We start from the raw sequence: 17,690 nt of genomic DNA on the forward strand, positions 1-17,690 counted from the left end.
CGTCACACCCGTTTTCTCCCAGAGGAGTTGTCCCACCCATGAGCAGGAAGAGGTCGGTGCCGCGGCCGACCCGCACCAGAATGTCCGCGATCATCGCGGGCACCCTGGTCGGGTCGCTGCTGCCGGCACTGCCGCTGGCCGCCGTCGCGGCGGCCGCGGAACCGTACACCAAGCCGTCCGCGGTCTCACCCGAGAAGCCCGTCAAGGGCTCCGACGCCAAGGCCAAGGGCCGCAAGGCCGACACCACCGTCAGCAGGACGGACGGCAAGCAGGGCGCCCTGCCCGGCGCGGGCAGCGCCACCGTCGACGTCCCCGGCGAGAAGGGCAGGGCCGTCAAGGCCGGCAAGCTGCCGGTCGCGCTCTCGTCCTCGGGCGCGGCGGGCAGGGCCGAGGTCGAGCTGCTCGGCCAGGACGCCGCCGCCAAGGCCGGCATCAACGGCGTCCTGCTGACCGTCACGGGCGCCGACGAGAACAGCGGCCTGGCCGTCGACTACTCGTCCTTCGCCCAGGCCGCCGGCTCCGGCTTCGGCTCGCGCCTGAAGCTGGTCCGCCTGCCCGAGTGCGCGCTCACCACGCCCGACCTGCCCGAATGCCGGGTACAGACCCCGCTGCCGGGCGGCAACGACGTGGCGAAGCAGACCGTCGCCGCCGACGCCCTGACCACGGCCCCGGCCGGGTCGATGCGCCTGCAGTCCGCGCCGGGGGCGATGGTGCTCGCGGCCACCACCGGCAGCGCCGGACCGAGCGGCGACTACCGGGCGACGCCGCTGTCGAGCGCGTCGAGCTGGTCGACCGCGCTGAACAGCGGCGCGTTCACCTGGTCCTACGACATGCCGCTCACGGCGATGCCGGGCGGGCTGACCCCGAAGGTCGGCCTGTCCTACAACTCCGGTGCGATCGACGGCCGGACGGCCAACAGCAACAACCAGGCCTCCTGGGCCGGTGACGGCTTCGACCTGTCGCCGGGCTTCGTCGAGCGCAGCTACAAGGCCTGCGCCGACGACGGCGCGCCCAAGACCGGGAAGTCCAGCCCCGGTGACCTGTGCTGGGGCACGGACAACGCCACCATCAGCTTCGCGGGGCACTCGGGTGAGCTGATCCCGGTCTCCGGCGACGAGTGGCGGATCAAGAACGACGACGCCACCAAGGTCGTGCGGGTCCGCGACACCGGCCGCGGCAACGGCGACAACGACGGCGAGTACTTCCGCGCCACCACCACCGACGGCACCAGCTACTACTTCGGCTACAACCGCCTGCCGAACTGGTCGGCGGGCAAGCCGGAGACCAGGTCCGTCTACACCGTGCCGGTCTACGGCAACAACGCGGGCGAGCCCTGCAACGGCGCCGACTTCGGGTCCTCGTGGTGCCAGCAGGGCTGGCGGTGGAACCTGGACCTGGTGGTCGACGCCCACGGCAACGACATCACCTACTGGTACACCCCCGAGACCAACAACTACGGCCGCAACCTCAAGGCCACCGACCGCACCTCGTACATGCGCGGCGGGCGCCTGGACCACATCGAGTACGGCCAGCAGCAGGGCGACCTGTACTCGGCCAGCGTCAAGCCGATGGGCCGGGTCGACTTCGGCACCGCCGAACGCTGCCTGGAGACCGGCGCGGGCGTGTGCGACCCGGCGAAGATCGACGCCAACCGGCAGTACTGGTACGACACCCCGTGGGACCAGAACTGCAAGGACGGCACCGACTGCACCACGCAGTACTCGCCGACCTTCTTCACCCGCACCCGCCTCACCCAGATCGCGGCCAAGACCCTTCAGGCCGACGGCAGCTACGCCACCGTCGACACCTGGGACCTGACCCACAAGTGGGGCACCGCCGACTTCGACTACCAGCTGCTGCTGGACTCGATCAAGCACACCGGGTCCTCCGCGGCCCCGTCCGTCGCCCTGCCGAAGACCACCCTCGCCTACAAGCAGATGGCCAACCGGCTCGACAAGGTCGGCGACGGCCGGATGCCGTTCATCAAGCAGCGGCTCGGCACCGTCACCGACGAGCAGGGCGGCCAGCTCGACGTCAACTACTCGGCCGCGGCCTGCGACTGGAACAACCTGCCCACCCCGCAGTCCAACACCACCCGCTGCTTCCCGCAGATGTACCAGGCCTCCGACGAGACCCCGGTCACCACGGAGTGGTTCAACAAGTACGTCGTCGACGCGGTCATCGCCACCGACCGCACCGGCGGCGCACCCGACATGGTCACCCACTACACCTACCTCGGCGACGCCGCCTGGCACTTCGACGACGAGGACGGCCTGACCAAGGACAAGCTCAAGACCTGGTCCCAGTGGCGCGGCTACGCCCGCACCCGGGTCGAGACCGGTGGCGTCACCGGCATGACCACCCAGGCCGACCACTGGTTCCTGCGCGGCATGGACCAGGACCGCAACAACCCCGCCGACAAGAACGGCAAGCGCGGCGTCACCGTCGACGACGGGCAGGGCACCGTCCTGACCGACGACGACGCCTGGGCCGGCTACGAGTACCGCACCGAGCAGTACGACAGGCCCGGCGGCGTGATCCTCGGCAAGAACGTCAACACGCCGTGGAAGCAGGAGACCGCCAAGCGCGTCCGCGACTGGGGCACCACCACCGCCAACATCACCGGCACCGCGGTCACCCGCACCTTCACCTCGCTCGACAAGGGTGCGGGCAGCAGCTGGCGCGAGACCCGTACCAACAACACCCGCGACGGCTACGGCCGGGTCACCTCGGTCGAGAACCAGGGTGACGTCGCGGTCCCCGACGACGACACCTGCACCCGCACCACGTACGCCGACAACGCCGGCGCCTGGATCCTCAGGAGCGCCACCCGTGTCGAGGTGGTCGCCGCGAACTGCGCCACCGACGTCAACCGGGACACCCGGGCCGACGGCACCTCGGCGGTGCTCTCCGACATCCGCTACCGGTTCGACGGACAGGGCTTCGGCGCCGCACCCGCCAAGGGCGACATCACCCTCATCCAGACGCTCAAGTCCCGCACCGGCAACAGCGCCACCTACCTGGACCACGCCGTCGCCTACGACGGCTACGGCCGTCCGCTGAGCAGCACCGAGCTGGCCTCCAGCACGGTCCACGACCTCAGCGGCGCCACCAACCCGGTCACCACGGCCTCGCCGAACGCCCGGACCAGCACCACCGCCTACACCCCGGCCACCGGCCGGCCCACCAGGACGCTGGAGACCACCCCGCCCGCCAAGGCCGGCGACGCCACCACCACGCAGACCACCACCACGGACTACGACCTGCTGCGCGGCCTGGCCGTCGACACGATCGACGCCAACAACCGCCGCACCGACACGCTCTACGACGCCCTCGGCCGCACCCTGAAGGTCTGGCTGCCCGACCGCTCCAAGGCCACCGGGCAGACCCCCGACCAGGAGTACGCCTACACGGTCGCCGACAACCAGATCGTCTCCGTCGCCGGCCGGACCCTCAACGAGGACGGCTCCCAGCAGACCGCCTACACCCTGTACGACGGCCTCGGCCGCTTCCGGCAGGGCCAGGCCCCGGGCGACAACGGCGGTCGCGTCATCGCGGACACCTTCTACGACGAGCGCGGTCAGACGGCGCTCGCCTACTCCCCGTACTACGCCACCGGCGCGCCCTCCGGCACCCTGCGCAGCATCGACGACACCACCGGCCTGGAGACCCAGGCGGCAACGGAGTACGACGGCCTCGGACGGGTCGTCAGGGCCACCGCGCTCTCGGGCAACGGTGTCGGCACCCCGCTGGCCACCACGCTCACCGAGTACGGCGGCGACCGGGTCACCGTCACCCCGCCCACCGGCGGCACCCCCACCACGACCGTCTTCGACGCGGTCGGCCGGGCTGTGGAGCTGCGCCAGTACAAGTCCGCCGCGCCCACCGGCGCCTACGACTCCACCACCTACGGCTACGACGCGGCGGGCAACCTCTCCCGGCTCACCGGCCCGGCGGGCAGTGTCTGGACCTGGCAGTACGACCAGCTCGGCCGGCGCACCAAGGCGGTCGACCCGGACTCCGGGACCACCACCAGCACGTACAACGACCGAGGCGAGCTGACCGGCACCACCGACGGCGGCGGCAGGACCGTCGCCACCGCCTACGACAACCTCTCCCGGCCGATCGAGACGCGCGACGGCTCGGCGACCGGCCCGCTGCTGACCTCCCGAGCGTGGGACCCGGCCGGCAACAAGGGCCAACTGTCGTCCAGCACCCGCTACAGCACGGTCGGCGGCACCACCTACCAGTACAAGACCACCTACTCGCTGTTCGACACCCTCGCCCGGCCCACCCGCACCACGGTCACCATTCCGTCCGTCCCCGGCCAGGAAGCCCTGGCAGGCAGCTACGTCAGCGGCACCATCTACCGCCTCGACGGGCAGGCCAAGTCGATCGCGTACCCGGCCGTCGGGAACCTGGCGGCCGAGTCGGTGGCGTTCACCTACGACGCGCTGCACCGGCCCACGGCCGCCGAGGGCCTGACGAAGTACCTCACCAACCAGACCTACAGCCTCACCGGCAAGCCGCTGCAGTCCACGCTCAGCAACGGCACCGCCGGCAAGGACGTGTACATCACCAACGGCTACGAGTGGGGCACCCAGCGCCTCGCGTCCAGCCGCACCGACCAGTACGGCGTCACCGGCGCCACCCGCGCCGCCGCCTACACCTACGACCAGGCCGGCAACGTCACCTCGGTCACCGACACCTCGCGCTCCGGCACCGACCGGCAGTGCTTCCGCTACGACTCCCTGGCCCGCCTCACCGAGGCCTACACCCCCAGCACCGGCAGCTGCACGGCCCCCGGCGGCACCCAGCTCGGCGGCCCCGCCCCGTACTGGACCAGCTGGACCTACAACACCAACGGCACCCGTGCCACCGAGACCCGGCACGACACCACCGGCAACACCGGCCAGGACGCCACCACCACCTACACCTACCCCGCCGCCACCGCGGCCCGACCGCACAGCCTGAGCTCCACCTCCACGGTCACCGGCACGGTCGGCGCTCCGGTCGTGGAGAGCTACGACTACGACACCGCGGGCAACACCACCGGTCGGCACCTCAAGTCGCCGTCCGGCAACCAGACCAGCGACCAGGCCCTGACCTGGGACTCCGAGGGTCGGGTCGGCCGACTCGCCGCGACCGTCAAGACCACCAGCGGCACTACCACCGCGACGACCAACCAGACCACCGACTACCTCTACGACGCTGTCGGCAACCGTCTGCTGGGCCACACCCTCGACACCGCCGACCCGGCGGCCGAGAGCTGGACCCTCTACCTCGACCGCGTCGAGCTGAAGCTGGTCAAGGGCGCCGCCAAGGCCACCGCCACCCGCTACTACCCGCTCGGCGCGGCCACCGCGGTCCGCACCGACGACAACCGCCTGACCTTCCAGGTCAAGGACCACCACGGCACGGCCGAGATCGGCGTCGACGCCACCACCGGCGCCGTGGACCAGCGCCGCTCGCTGCCCTTCGGCGGCAGCCGCGGCACCAGCCCCGCCACCTGGGCCGGCACCCGGGGCTTCCTCGGCGGCACGGCCGAGCCCACCGGCCTCACCCACCTCGGGGCCCGCGACTACGACCCGGCCACCGGCCGGTTCATCAGCGTGGACCCGGTCCTGGCCGGCACCGACCCGCAGTCGCTGGCGGGCTACACGTACAGCAACAACAACCCGCTCACCCTCAGCGACCCGTCCGGGCTCCGGCCCGACGGCACCTGCGGCGGTACGGCCCAGTGCCGCACCCCCGAAGGCCAGCTGGTCCAGGACTACTGGATGCCGGTCAACGGCGGCGACTGGGTCGTCGAGACCGTCAAGAGCGTGAAGTCGGTCCTCCCCGGCGGCGTGCAGATCACCACCGGCAAGACCGACTTCAACAAGCTGATCCAGCAGACCAACAAGAACCTGAAGATCCTCCAGAAGCAGCGTCACCGCTTCGGAGAGGACCCGGACTCCGACGCCCACGACTACGTGGCGGCAGCGCTGAACGCCTGCCACATGATCAAGGAATGCCAGAAGTCCCCGATCTACAACGAGCTCTGGGACCAGCTCAAGAACTGGCAGTTCGAGAACATCGCCATGTTCGGCCCGGGCGAGATAGGCGTCGGCGCCGGTGCCCTCGGCAAGGGCCTGGCCAAGTTCAACAAGTCGGCCAAGCCCAAGCCGGCCGCGGCCGCGGCCGAGAAGCCCGCACCCGGCAACCAGATCGCCATGTCCTGCGACAGCTTCCCGGCGGGCGTCGCGGTTCGGATGGCGGACGGGACGACCAGGCCCATCGAGCAGCTGAAGGTCGGGGACCTCGTCCTCGCCACCGACCCGGAGACCGGGAAGACGGCCGCTCGCGAGGTCGACGCCACCATGGTGACCCCGGACGACGCCGACTTCACCACGCTCCTCCTCGCCGACGGCCGGGGCGAGATCACCGCGACCGACCACCACCCGTTCTGGAGCGTCAACCGGGACGCCTGGGTCAACGCCGGGGACCTCACCGCGGACGACACCGTCCGCAGCTCCGACGGCACGGTCGTCGCCCTGGCCCAGGTCCGGCACTTCCACCTGGTCCAGCCCGCCCACAACCTGACGGTGCGAGACCTGCACACGTACTACGTGCTGGCAGGGAACACGCCGGTACTGGTCCACAATTCCGGGCCGAACTGTTTCACCGCCAACTCCTCCCAGGTGGCGGCCACCCCGCGTGGACGTGCTCCGGAGTATCACGGCGGAACCATCAATCAGGACCAGGCCATGGACCTCGCCGAACGTTGGCTCGGGGCCGGGTACCGGGAAGAGGGAGTCGGCCGGTACGTGTCAAGTGATGGCAGTCGTATAGTTCGTTACGGAAAGCACGAGACTACGTCGAAGAGCCATCACATCCACTTCGAGGCGGTCGAGAACGGCCGAGTGGTCGAGAACACGAGTGTGGAGATCAGGCCATGAGTACACCTGTGCCGGCCGTCCTTGACGGCGCTTCGGTCGAGCTGTACGCGCCGGTGGGAGACACGCAGCGCCCGACCGGCCGGACCAGGCACTCGGTCGACAGCCTCGACGAGAAGATCGCCCACCTGGCGATCGCACGGTACGACGGAGAGTCCGATTACTACCTGTTCTACTGCTCCGCGGACTGGGAAGTCCTGACGGACACGTGCCATCCCACGCGGCAGGAGGCAATCGAGCAGGCGGACTTCGAATTCGAGAACCTGGAGTTCGCTCCGCGCCCTACGGGTTCTGAGCCGGGTTAAGAGGGAGCCCCACCCCGCCACACCCCTACCGTTGCACTGAAGAAGCCCCACCGGATCGTTTTCCGGTGGGGCTTCTTCAGGTCTTGACGGCAGCAGCTGAAGAATCCGCTCGCGCGGGGCATGGCGGGCCTCGATCCTGGTCACGGCGCCAGAGCCCAAGTGTCACGCCTCCCCGCCGAACGCCCCTGCCCGTCGGGCGACACGCTCCTCGCCCGCCTGGGCGCCTGAGCTGCTGCTGCCCGCGATGGAGGGGTCAGATCGGCAGGTTCCAGCCCGGTCCGGCCTCGCTTCCGATCCAGACCCGTTGCCCGGTCAGCGAGACGGTGAGGCCGAAGCCCTCCTGGTGCGGCTCGCCGGCCCGCTGCCAGGCTTCGACGGCGCTCTCCACCTGGTCCCAGAGGCGGAGCGGGCCGCGCTGCACCACGGTCCACCCGCCGCCGGGGACGGGCGCGGTCCGGGCCTGCGATCCGGTGGCCACGTCCCAGAGGATCTGGTGCCCAACGGCCCCCATCCGTTCGGCCGAGGGCGCCGCGAGCTGGGCGACCCAGCTGCCGGTCCAGGTGCTGATGACCTCGGGGTCGATCCGGGACGGGCGTTCGTCCCCCGGGAGCAGGGAGATGCTCTGGCGCGGCGGCCGGTCGTGCGGGCGGGCGATCATGAAGCTGGTCCAGCCGGGCATGAACCGGCCCGTTCCCTCGCCGGGGGCCGTGACGACCAGGCGGACGAGCCCGAAGCCGAAGCCCCACCCGGACAGGGTCGCCAGGATGACGCCGCCGGGCCTCACCTGGTGCAGCCAGCCGGGCGGCAGGTACCGGACGGCGCAAGTGGCGATCAGCCGGTCGTACTCGCCCTCGCCGCCGTCCGGGTCGCCGACCAGCCCGTCGCCGACGACCAGCCGGGGAGCGAACCCGGCCGCCCCGATCGCGGCGGCGGCACGCTCGGCCACCAGCGGGTCGTACTCGATGCTGGTCAGGTTGGCGTCCCCGAGGCGGTGGGCCCCGAGGGCGGTCGAGTAGCCGGTGCCCGTGCCGACCTCCAGCACCCGGTGCCCGGCCTCGACATCGAGCTGCTGCCACATGCCCAGCACCAGCGACGGCAGGGTGGAGGACGACGACGGCGTCCCGGTCACGGTGCCCCCGGTCACGTCCTCGGGGCGGACGTGACCGTCGAGTTGGGTGATCAGCGTCTCGTTCGCGTAGACCTGCCTCAGCCACCCGGGGTCGGTCCGGTGCACGGGCCGGTACGCGGTCGGGCCGCTGCCCGGGACCGGCACGAAGAACGACCCGACGAACAACTCCCGCGGCACGGCGAGCGCGGCGGCCCGCCACGCCGGATCGCCGATCGCGTCATCCCCGGTCAGGCCGTCCACCAGGGCGGCGCGAAGCCGGTCCGAGGTGCTCATGGGTCGGGGCCCTTCTCCCGGAGGTCGGCGATCGCGCGGGCGATCGCCGAGGTGGTGTCGACACCCTGCCAGGCCCATGGCCCGCTGACCTGGCATTCAAGCACGGACCACTCACAAGGGACGGTCACCACGAGGTCGAACGCGCCGTCAACCAAAGCCGGGGCCGTTGAGCCTTTCGTCGCCTCCGGCCCCGGCCTCCTCGACCAGCCGGCCCCAGCCGCTCGTGGGCCTCTGGCCGACCAGGAAGGTTGGCGTGTCGCAGCCGCGGGTAGTCGGACGCCTGAACCGCGTAGAAGTTCGCGGGACCGATGAAGCAGGAGGGTTGCCGTGCGGCTACTGTTCATCGCCAAGGACCCGAACACCAACGGGGAGAACTGCCCCACGGTTTGGGTGGACCCGGATACGAAGGACATCGTCCTCCAAGGATGGAAGGCGGATCCCGAGACCGAGGCCCTGTGCCTGACGACGGGTCCGATCCCGGAAACCGAAGCTGTCGTGAGGCTGCCCGCCCGGATGGCAGCCGCCATCAGGGAGGCCTGTGATGCCGCAGAAGGTGCCGACGTTCGCTGAGATGCTGGCGGACTGCCGACACTCCGCCGTTCATCTGGAGATGCGAGACGTTTACGGCGTCGCGGAGGAGGACGCGGACTTCGCTGCGTGGAAGGCCGGTCACCGCCATGACCCCGACGACCGGGATTCGTGGTGGACCCCCTTCCTGTCCATGGTGTCGGAGGCGATCGCGCGTGGCGTGGAGTTCCGTCGCGCCCGCGTGGTCTCGGTTCCGGTGACGGACTACATCCGCTTCGAACACTCCTGCACCTTCCAGAACGTCGGGGCTGGGGAGTCCGTTCGGTGGTTGCCGCGTCGGCTTGCATCCGACCTGCTGCTGCCTGGCAATGACTTGTGGCTGTTCGACGGACGGGTAGCTCGCTTCGGCGTGTTCTCCGGCGACGGTGCGTTCCTGGGGAACGAGATCACCGACGACCCGGGGGTCGTACAGCGCTGCGCCGAGTCGTTCGAGTCGGTGTGGCAGCGCGCCGTTCCGCACGAAGAGTTCGAGATCTGACCTCCCATCACCCATGGCCCGGTCCCCTTCGTCCAGTGCCCAAACGGCCCGTGAGGCCGTGGCATCCCGGTTGCTCGAACTGTGCCGCGATGCCGGGCTCCGACCCGTGGACATCGCACGGCGGACCGGCTGGTACCAGTCAAAGGTGTCCCGGATCGCCAATGGCACAACCACTCCGTCGGACAAGGACATTCGAGCCTGGTGCATGGCATGCGGAGCCGAGGACCAAGCCGATGACCTGATAGCGGCATCGCGGGATGCCGACACCATGTACGTCGAGTGGCGACGCCTTCAACGGTCGGGCCTACGCCGCGTTCAGGCGTCCTACGTACCGCTGTACGAGCGCACCCGTCTCTTCCGCGTGTACTGCTCCAACGTGGTTCCCGGACTCCTCCAGACGGAGGCCTACGCAACAGCCTTGCTGACGCAGATCGCACGCTTCCACCGGACACCCGACGACGTCGCCGAGGCGGTGGCCGCGCGGCTCGCCCGTTCACACGTCGTGCGCGAAGGAGACCACCGGTTCGCGGTCCTGGTCGAGGAGTCGGTTCTTCGCCACCGAGTTGGCGACGCCGAAGCGATGGCAGGTCAACTCGGCCACCTTCTGGAGCTCATGAGCCTGCCGAGGGTCTCCCTCGGCGTGATCCCGTTCCGGGCCGGCCGCGAGATGTGGCCGCTCGAAGCGTTCAGCGTCTTCGATGACGAGCGGGTCAACGTCGAACTGCTGACCGCCGCCGTCACCGTGACCGTTCCGAGCGAGGTCGCACAATACGTCCGGGCGTGGGCCGAGCTGGCGTCACAGGCGGTTCACGGTGCCGCCGCACGCTCACTGCTCGCCGCCGCGATTGACGCTCTCGGGTGAACGCGTAGAAGTCCGTAGAAGTTCGTTGCCGCTGCCTTCGGTCGCTCTCTAACGTCATGTCTCGCAAAGGAAGAAACTTGCACGACCGGCGACCACGGCGATGTCGCATGAGCCGACTTCCCCGCGATGGCCCGAGCGGTCGACAAGTGCAGTGCACCACTCCGACAGCAGGAGGAGACGCACGATGAGTACAGCCGTTCAGATGCGGACCCGTGATCCGCGCAAGATCCTCAACGCGGTGCAGGAACGCGTGCCGCAGCTGCTCCACGACGTCGGCGTGGCGGACCTGTGGGAGCGCGAAGTCGCGCTGCTGCTGCGCGACAGCGTGGAGGTTCGCAGCCTCGCCGAACGCGTCCTCGGTCAGGGCATCGCTTACCTGATCACCGCCATGGAGTGCCCCGGCGTGGACATGGGCGTCGGCAAGACCGTTGACATCGGGGTCCACCAGCTCATCCTGGACACGCCGCTCTACTTCGCACTGTGCGAGAGGTACAACGGCGGGAGGTACAAGCACCACGCACCGCTGGTCGAACGCCGCCGGGACGGTACGGTGATGCGCACCGCGGACCTGCTGCGCGAAAACGGGTTCGACGTCGACGACGAGCTGTGGTCGGTGGACGCCTCCGACTGCTCCCCGTGCGACGACAAGGTGCCCGACAGCCACTGACACGACGCTGGAGTGCCTCCGGCCCCCGGACTCCACCTGGGGGGCGGGGGCACCGCCTTGGTTTCCTTCGACACAGAGGACGTCACGTTGCCCGTACCGCACGACATCGAGGCAGAACGCCAACTGTGGGACGCCTATGCGGGGAGCGCCTTCAAGGAGGATGCCGACCCCGTCTTCTGCTGGTCGCAGTACCGCGGGCACGGACCGGGCCCGGAACTGCTGGGCGATCCGGCGACGGCCTTGGAGCTGGGATGCGGCACCGGGCGGGCGGCGGCCTTCCTGGCGCAGCGGGGCGTCGAGGTGACCGGGGTGGACCTGTCCCCGGTCATGGTCGCCAACGTCACGCAACGGTGGGGTCCTCTCGGGGCACGGTTCGTCTGTGCCGAAGTGCTGGACCATCTGCGCCACCGCACGGAGACGTACGACGCCGTCTTCTCGATCTTCGGGGCGGTCTGGTTCACCGATCCGGAGAGGCTGCTGCCGCTGATCGCCACGAGGCTGAATCCGGGCGGGGTCCTGGTCTTCTCGCACCCCCCGGCGATCCCCGGCGCGTACGGGCCGCAGGGCATGTACAAGGGCGGGTTCGCGGGCCCGGCGATGTTCACCTACCGGTACAGCTACGAGCCGGCCGACTGGACGCGCCTGCTGCTGACATCCGGGTTCACGGACCCGGATGTCCGAGTTCTCGACGCTCCTGAGCCCGGCCACATCGGAACCCTGATCGCCCGCGCCGTAGTCGCGTGACCTTCGAGAGCGGAGCGGCTCCACGACCGGCGCCGGGGAAGCTCACGCCGCTCGGAAAATCCGCTGGCGCAATGATCGCGGAGGATCGAGGCTGGTCAGCATGCCAGAACCCAAGTATCAGATCCGCGCCCTCCACACCCCCTCCACCGTGACCGTCTACCAGGCGTACTCGCCGGAGATCGGCCTGCCCGCCGCCCGGGACGGCCGCTTTCCGGCGGTGTGGAAGCGGGACCGGATGACGTGGATCAAACCGTCGTTCCTCTGGATGATGTACCGCTGCGGATGGGCGACGAAGGAAGGACAGGAGACCGTCCTCGCGGTCGAGATCACCCGCGAGGGCTTCGAATGGGCCCTGGAGAACAGCTGCCTGTCCCACTACAAGCACGGACTGCACCCCGACCAGGCCACCTGGAAGCGCGAGTTGAGGCGATCGCCGGCCCGCGTGCAGTGGGATCCCGAACGCGGCCTGCATCTGGAACCGCTGCCCCATCGGTCGCTTCAGCTCGGCCTCACCGGCGAGGCCACCGAGCGCTACGCGGACGAGTGGATCGTCTCGGTGGAGGACGTCACCGCACTCGCGCACACGATCCACGAGCATGTGCGGGCCGGGGAACTGGAGGAGGCCCGGAAGCTCCTGCCCGCCGAACTCCCGTACCCGTCGGGCGACACGCTGCTGACCCACCTGGGCGCCTGAGCCCGGCCTGATGTTCTTCTCGGGTACCGAGTTCCCGGTCAGCCTTGGCCCGGGAACTCGCCGTCCTGAACGGCTGCCACGAATGCTTCCCAAGCAGCGGCCGGGAAGACGAGGGCCGGGCCGAGGGGGTCCTTGGAGTCACGCACGGGGACGAGGCCGGGGAATCCGGGGGCCACCTCGATGCAGTCGCCGCCGTTGCCGCCGCTGTGGCTGCTCTTGCGCCAGACGGTCGTGTCGAGCTCGATCCTCGTCATCCATGAACCCTTTCAGCGCATCGGCGATCAGCGCAAGCGAGTCGGCTACTGGCAGTGCCGCCCCGTGCGCCAGATCATAGCTGCGGCGATGCGCTGCCACGATCGCCGGATCATCGCTGGCATGACCACGGTCGAGACTCTCGGAGTACACCCAGGTCCGTCCATCGGGCATCTCCAGCATCACCATGGACTTGTCGATGATGGCCTGCCGACACTCGAATGGCGCGACTTGGATGATCACGTTCGGGAGTTCTGCAAGAGCCAACAGGTGCTGCATCTGGCGTCGCATGACTCCCGGCCCGCCAAAGACAGTCCGAATTGCGCTCTCATCCAGGATCACCAACAGGAGCGGCCCTTCCGGATCCAGGAATCGCGTCTGCCTCGCCAGTCGGGCCGCCGTTCGTTCCTCAATCACCTTTGGCTTCCCAGCCGCATCACTGACCGCGAAGACGGCCTCCGCATACTCGCGGCACTGCAGCAGTCCATGCATGACTGCAAGTTGGAAGATCCGTGCGGCCACGGCCTCGGATTCCATGTCGACATGAGTCTGGAACCAATCCGGGTGTTCAACTTCGGCGTTCCAGTCCACCCGGTCCCAGAGCCGCTTGAGCGATCCACCTGTGTCGAGCAACAGGTCCGCTTGCACGACCATGTCCGGCGACATGCGCCGCTGGCCGGACTCGTACCTCGTGATGTTCGGCCTGGTGCAGTGCAGCAGCTTCGCCAACTGCTCCTGCGTGTAGCCGGCCATCTCCCGGTAGAACCGCAGCTCTTCGCCGAAGATCCGCGCCGAACTGGCCGTCACTTCGCTCTTGAGTCGCCGGTGTGCCATGCCAGACCCCCAGACGTACCGCGTGTGCGTGGTACCCGATTTCGGCCATCACCGTACCTCCGCGACCCGGATCATTGAGACCGGAACGCAATCATCTACATGCGCAGCGTGATTGTGCGCGCTCCTGTCGCACGCCCCTCCGCCCCCAGAGGTACATCGTCATGCTCACTGCTCGTCGCCCCCGCATGTTCGTCGCGCGCCTCGATTCCCGTATCGAGTCCACGCCGCTGGCGCGCTACCTGCTCCGCGCGTACCTCTCCGCCCTCCCCGCCGGCGACCGGTACTCGGACACCGCCGAGTTGCTCCTCGGCGAGTTGTTCGCCAACGCCGTCCAGCACTCCGACGCTCCCGACGACTGCCACATCGAGGTCCGCTTCACCGTCACCGGCTCCCGCCTGCGCCTGGAAGTCCACGACGCCGGCACCGACCACCCCACCCTCCACACCCCAGCCCCCGACGACGAGCACGGCCGAGGCCTGCTCCTCGTCGACCGGCTCGCCGAACGCTGGGGCAGCGCCAACCGCCCCGGTGGCATCGGCAAGTTCGTCTGGGCCCTCATTGCCCCCGCCCCCGGCCCCGCCCTCGTCACCGCCTGAAAGTCCGAACCCCCATGCACCTCACCACCCTCGCCGGTCACGCCCTCTCCCGCGGCCGCACCCCCGCCGACACCTACGCCCTCCTCGCCCGCCGCACCCACAAACCCCTCCCCTCCGCCCGCGCGGTCTGCCTCGCCCTCACCATCCCCCTCGCCGAGACCGTCCGCCGCCTCCACGAGTGCCACGACGCCCTCCTCGCCAACCCCCGCACGGGCTCCGAGACCGACACCGGCGAACTCCTCGAAGCCCTCGGCGTCTTCGACGTCCCCGCCTCCCTCACCGACACCGAACTCACCGTCGTCGACCACTTCCTCGTCGCCATCGACGCCATGGGCGGCATCCGACCCGGCCACCACCACGGCCTGCACCGCTGGTTCACCACCGGCAACCTCACCGCCGCCTACCTCTCCCTCGCCGCCGCCCGACCCCTCCCCCGCACCGGAAACCCCACCACCTACTGGACCGCCCTCGTCACCGCCGGCGAACTCCTCACCACCACCCCCAACCCCGACACCCGCCTCAAATACGCCCTCACCCACTGCCGCACCCAGGTCCAAGCCACCACCCGCCCGTAAACGCAGGAAGTGGTGGTGCACATGGCGTTGCCGCTTCGGCTGGGCCGAAGCGGCAACGGATGAGGCGACATGAGTACTGCTCAGCTGTGGTTTCGGCGGGCCCGGCCAAGCTTGGCCGGGCCCGCCGTGGAGCGTGCCGGTTTCAGCTCTCCCCGCACAGGAAGTCGGCTGGGCCGACTTCCTGTGCACAAAGCGGGCCCGCGCGGCCTCACATCAGGGATCTCAGCACGTCGACCTCGCAGCCCGGCGCGAAGGGGTCGAAGCCGTGCTCGATCAGCCAGCGAACCGCCAGCAGGCTTCGCAACGACCACCACGCGCGGATCACGTCGAGGTCGACGTCGGTGCCGTACCCGGCGATGACGTCGTCGAGGTGCTCCTCGTGTCCGAGCGTGAAGGTGGCGAGGTCGTACAGGGCGTCACCCCGGCCCGCCTCGGACCAGTCGATGATGCCGGTGACCTCGCCACCGTCGACGAACACGTGCGCGACCTGCAGGTCGCCGTGCGTGAACGCCGGAGTCCACGGCCGGAACGCGGCCTCGGCGACCTCGCGGTTGCGGGTGACCAGGTCGGCGGGCAGGACACCGTTCGACACGAGCGCCTCGCACTCGTCGTCGAGTTCCGCCGTCAGCGCGACGACGCTCCGGCCGGCCCGGCCGGGCCTGGGCGGCAGCGGCGCGTCGTGCAGCTTCCGGATGGCGGCGCCCGCCGCGGCCCACTCCGCCGGTGACCCGGTCGACGGCCCGCCGAGGCGCCCGAGGGTCCTCCCCGGCAGCGCGGCGATCGCGAGCACGGGCGGCTTGCGCCACAGGACCTTCGGGGTCGGGACAGGCGCGAGGGACATCGCCTCGACCTCGACGTCGATGCGCGCCTGATCGGCGTCCACCTTCAGGAACACGTCTCCGACGCGCAGGGTCGCGCGCTCGGAATGGGCGACGACCACCGTGACCTCATCCATGGGCGACCAGTATCCCGGGGACGGCCGCCGACGTCGCCGGGTTTGTCACGTGCGACGACGCGGCCGACCGCTGCCCGCCACCCGGCAGCCTCGCGCACGACACCGCACCGCCTCGCGCCAGAAGTCGGCCCCGCCGACTTCTGGCGCGCACCACGGGCCGGTGCAGCAGTAGGGCTTGGCGTCGTGTCCGTCGCAGGCCAGGACGAAGGTGGCGCTCGACGATGCCGGCGAAGGAAACCCCCGCGCCGCACGACATACTCCCGGCGGATTACTCCAGTACCTCGCGGGGGCTACGAACGGCACCAGAGTGTTTACATCCATGAGCCGATTCGACACGGAGCCGCGGAACCTAGCGTCGATCCCATGAAACGCAATCGCCGTATCAGCGCTGTCGCGGTGCTGACGCTCGCCGCCCTCGTCACCGGAACCGGCGCCGGGTTCGCCGCCACAACCACACCGTCGACCACACCGGCGGCCACGCACGCGTTCGACACCGCACCGGCCACGGCCACCGCGCCCACACGGTCCTTCCAAGGCACGCTCCCCGCGCCGACCGGCCCCTACGCCGCCGGCGAGGACGTCATCCACCTCACCGACGCGAATCGTCCCGACCCGTGGGTGCCGTCGTCCGGCCCCCGCCAACTGACCGTCACGATGGTCTACCCGGCCGTCCCCGGAACCGGGACCCCGGCCCCTTACATGACCCTCGCCGAGGCAGCCGGAGCCATCCGGTTCCGGGGGATGCCGGCGAGCTCCGGCGTCACCCCGCAGAACCTTTCCGCCGTCACCACTCACGCCTTCGACGGCGCGCGGCCGCAGCGCGGCAAGTATCCGCTGGTGGTCCTCTCACCCGGGTTCGAGGACCAGCGCATGACGCTCACCTCGCTCGCGACCGACCTGGCCAGTCACGGCTACGTCGTCGCGCTCGTCGGCCACACCTACGAGGACAGCGGCGAGACGCTGGCGAACGGCCAGACACCGACGTGCGCGATCTGCCACAACCCGGCGCTCGACTTCGACTCCGTCGCCGCCAGCCGCGCGCTGGACATGTCCTTCGTCATCGACCGGCTGACGCACGGCAATACCGCGTGGCCCCTGGCACACCTCATCGACAAGCACGAGATCGGCACGGCCGGACACTCCATCGGCGGAGCGGCGGCCGCCGCCACGATGACCGCCGACCCGCGAGTACGGGCCGGAGTGAACATGGACGGCTCCTTCCACCCGGCCCCGATGCCCGGCCAAATCAACCGGCCGTTCCTCATGCTGGGTGCGGCCGACAACCACCCGGTCGGCGGCCACGACACCACGTGGGGGCAGGCCTGGGCCGCCCTCGGCGGCTACAAGAAGTGGCTGACGGTCGCCGGCGCCGACCACACCAGCTTCACCGACCTGGACCTGCTCCTGGAGGAGGCCGGGTTCCCGACGCCGGGGCCCCTCTCCCCGGAACGCGGGGTGGTGATCACCCGCGAGTACGTGACAGCGTTCTTCGACCGGACGCTGAAGGGGATCCACAGTCCGCTGCTGGACGGCCCCTCGCCGAACAATCCGGAAGTGCTCTTCCAGTACCAGTGAGGTGAGTCGGAGATTCTCTGGCAGCAGGCGGCGACTTTGTCGAGGATCTGGTCGGCGCTCTTGGTCCGGACGAAGGGTCTGGGGTGTCCGTTCCAGTTGGCGAGCCGGTCCGGAACTTCCACGCGGTGGCGGGGGGCACGACCGCCCCGGCCCCCCCCCCCCCCCCCCCGCCCGCGGCACAAGAAAACCACACCCCCCCCCACCCACGCGGCCGGGGGGTGTGGA

15 protein-coding genes are annotated in these 17,690 nt (G+C 69.8%); 11 read left to right on the forward strand and 4 right to left on the reverse strand.

Annotated features, from left to right (window positions below):
• Positions 1-38: 38 nt before the first annotated feature.
• Complete coding sequence (locus ACFVUY_RS08785; RefSeq protein WP_387728383.1) at positions 39-6,941, forward strand: polymorphic toxin-type HINT domain-containing protein; 6,903 nt, start codon at positions 39-41, stop codon at positions 6,939-6,941.
• Entirely contained in the window at positions 6,938-7,243 is a 306-nt protein-coding gene (locus tag ACFVUY_RS08790; RefSeq protein ID WP_387728385.1) for a hypothetical protein, read from the forward strand. Before ACFVUY_RS08785 ends, ACFVUY_RS08790 begins: the two co-directional genes overlap by 4 nt.
• Before the next feature lie 253 nt (positions 7,244-7,496).
• On the opposite strand, the gene tgmC is transcribed toward ACFVUY_RS08790, so the two are convergent.
• Positions 7,497-8,645, reverse strand: coding sequence for an ATP-grasp peptide maturase system methyltransferase (gene tgmC, locus ACFVUY_RS08795; protein ID WP_387728387.1), 1,149 nt, complete (start codon positions 8,643-8,645; stop codon positions 7,497-7,499).
• Between the two features lie 327 nt (positions 8,646-8,972).
• Here tgmC and ACFVUY_RS08800 point away from each other — a divergent pair, with 327 nt between their 5' ends.
• The 6 genes from ACFVUY_RS08800 (at position 8,973) to ACFVUY_RS08825 (ending at position 12,678) form a co-directional block, all read left to right on the forward strand.
• A complete protein-coding gene (locus ACFVUY_RS08800) occupies positions 8,973-9,215 on the forward strand; it encodes a hypothetical protein (RefSeq protein ID WP_387728389.1) in 243 nt (80 codons plus the stop codon).
• On the forward strand, positions 9,187-9,711 hold the full coding sequence (locus ACFVUY_RS08805; protein ID WP_387728391.1) for a DUF6879 family protein: 525 nt from the start codon (positions 9,187-9,189) through the stop codon (positions 9,709-9,711). Before ACFVUY_RS08800 ends, ACFVUY_RS08805 begins: the two co-directional genes overlap by 29 nt.
• A gap of 13 nt (positions 9,712-9,724) precedes the next feature.
• The gene (locus ACFVUY_RS08810) at positions 9,725-10,573 is read left to right on the forward strand and encodes a helix-turn-helix domain-containing protein (RefSeq protein ID WP_387728393.1); all 849 of its coding nucleotides are present in this window, start codon (positions 9,725-9,727) and stop codon (positions 10,571-10,573) included.
• Positions 10,574-10,757: 184 nt separating this feature from the next.
• Positions 10,758-11,240, forward strand: coding sequence for a hypothetical protein (locus tag ACFVUY_RS08815; RefSeq protein ID WP_387728395.1), 483 nt, complete (start codon positions 10,758-10,760; stop codon positions 11,238-11,240).
• Positions 11,241-11,327: 87 nt separating this feature from the next.
• On the forward strand, positions 11,328-11,984 hold the full coding sequence (locus ACFVUY_RS08820) for a class I SAM-dependent methyltransferase (protein WP_387728397.1): 657 nt from the start codon (positions 11,328-11,330) through the stop codon (positions 11,982-11,984).
• Positions 11,985-12,084: 100 nt separating this feature from the next.
• Positions 12,085-12,678: a DUF4291 domain-containing protein gene (locus ACFVUY_RS08825; RefSeq protein ID WP_387728399.1), complete on the forward strand. Its 594-nt coding sequence runs from the start codon at positions 12,085-12,087 to the stop codon at positions 12,676-12,678.
• A gap of 38 nt (positions 12,679-12,716) precedes the next feature.
• On the opposite strand, the gene ACFVUY_RS08830 is transcribed toward ACFVUY_RS08825, so the two are convergent.
• Both ACFVUY_RS08830 and ACFVUY_RS08835 read right to left on the reverse strand, forming a co-directional pair.
• Positions 12,717-12,854 carry a DUF397 domain-containing protein gene (locus ACFVUY_RS08830; RefSeq protein WP_387728401.1) on the reverse strand — a complete coding sequence of 46 codons (138 nt, stop codon included), beginning with the start codon at positions 12,852-12,854 and terminating at the stop codon, positions 12,717-12,719.
• On the reverse strand, positions 12,817-13,764 hold the full coding sequence (locus tag ACFVUY_RS08835) for a helix-turn-helix domain-containing protein (RefSeq protein ID WP_387694998.1): 948 nt from the start codon (positions 13,762-13,764) through the stop codon (positions 12,817-12,819). Before ACFVUY_RS08835 ends, ACFVUY_RS08830 begins: the two co-directional genes overlap by 38 nt.
• A gap of 161 nt (positions 13,765-13,925) precedes the next feature.
• Between ACFVUY_RS08835 and ACFVUY_RS08840 the strand changes: the two genes are divergently transcribed.
• The gene (locus ACFVUY_RS08840; protein ID WP_387728403.1) at positions 13,926-14,360 is read left to right on the forward strand and encodes an ATP-binding protein; all 435 of its coding nucleotides are present in this window, start codon (positions 13,926-13,928) and stop codon (positions 14,358-14,360) included.
• A gap of 14 nt (positions 14,361-14,374) precedes the next feature.
• The gene (locus ACFVUY_RS08845; protein WP_387728405.1) at positions 14,375-14,935 is read left to right on the forward strand and encodes a hypothetical protein; all 561 of its coding nucleotides are present in this window, start codon (positions 14,375-14,377) and stop codon (positions 14,933-14,935) included.
• Positions 14,936-15,143: 208 nt separating this feature from the next.
• On the opposite strand, the gene ACFVUY_RS08850 is transcribed toward ACFVUY_RS08845, so the two are convergent.
• Positions 15,144-15,890 (reverse strand): phosphotransferase family protein, encoded by a 747-nt coding sequence (locus ACFVUY_RS08850; RefSeq protein WP_387728406.1) that lies wholly within the window; start codon positions 15,888-15,890, stop codon positions 15,144-15,146.
• Positions 15,891-16,253: 363 nt separating this feature from the next.
• Here ACFVUY_RS08850 and ACFVUY_RS08855 point away from each other — a divergent pair, with 363 nt between their 5' ends.
• Positions 16,254-17,465 carry an alpha/beta hydrolase family protein gene (locus tag ACFVUY_RS08855; RefSeq protein WP_387728408.1) on the forward strand — a complete coding sequence of 404 codons (1,212 nt, stop codon included), beginning with the start codon at positions 16,254-16,256 and terminating at the stop codon, positions 17,463-17,465.
• Positions 17,466-17,690 lie beyond the last annotated feature (225 nt).

The organism is Kitasatospora sp. NPDC058063 (assembly GCF_042885395.1).
Taxonomy (GTDB): Bacteria; Actinomycetota; Actinomycetes; order Streptomycetales; family Streptomycetaceae; genus Kitasatospora; species Kitasatospora lactacystinica.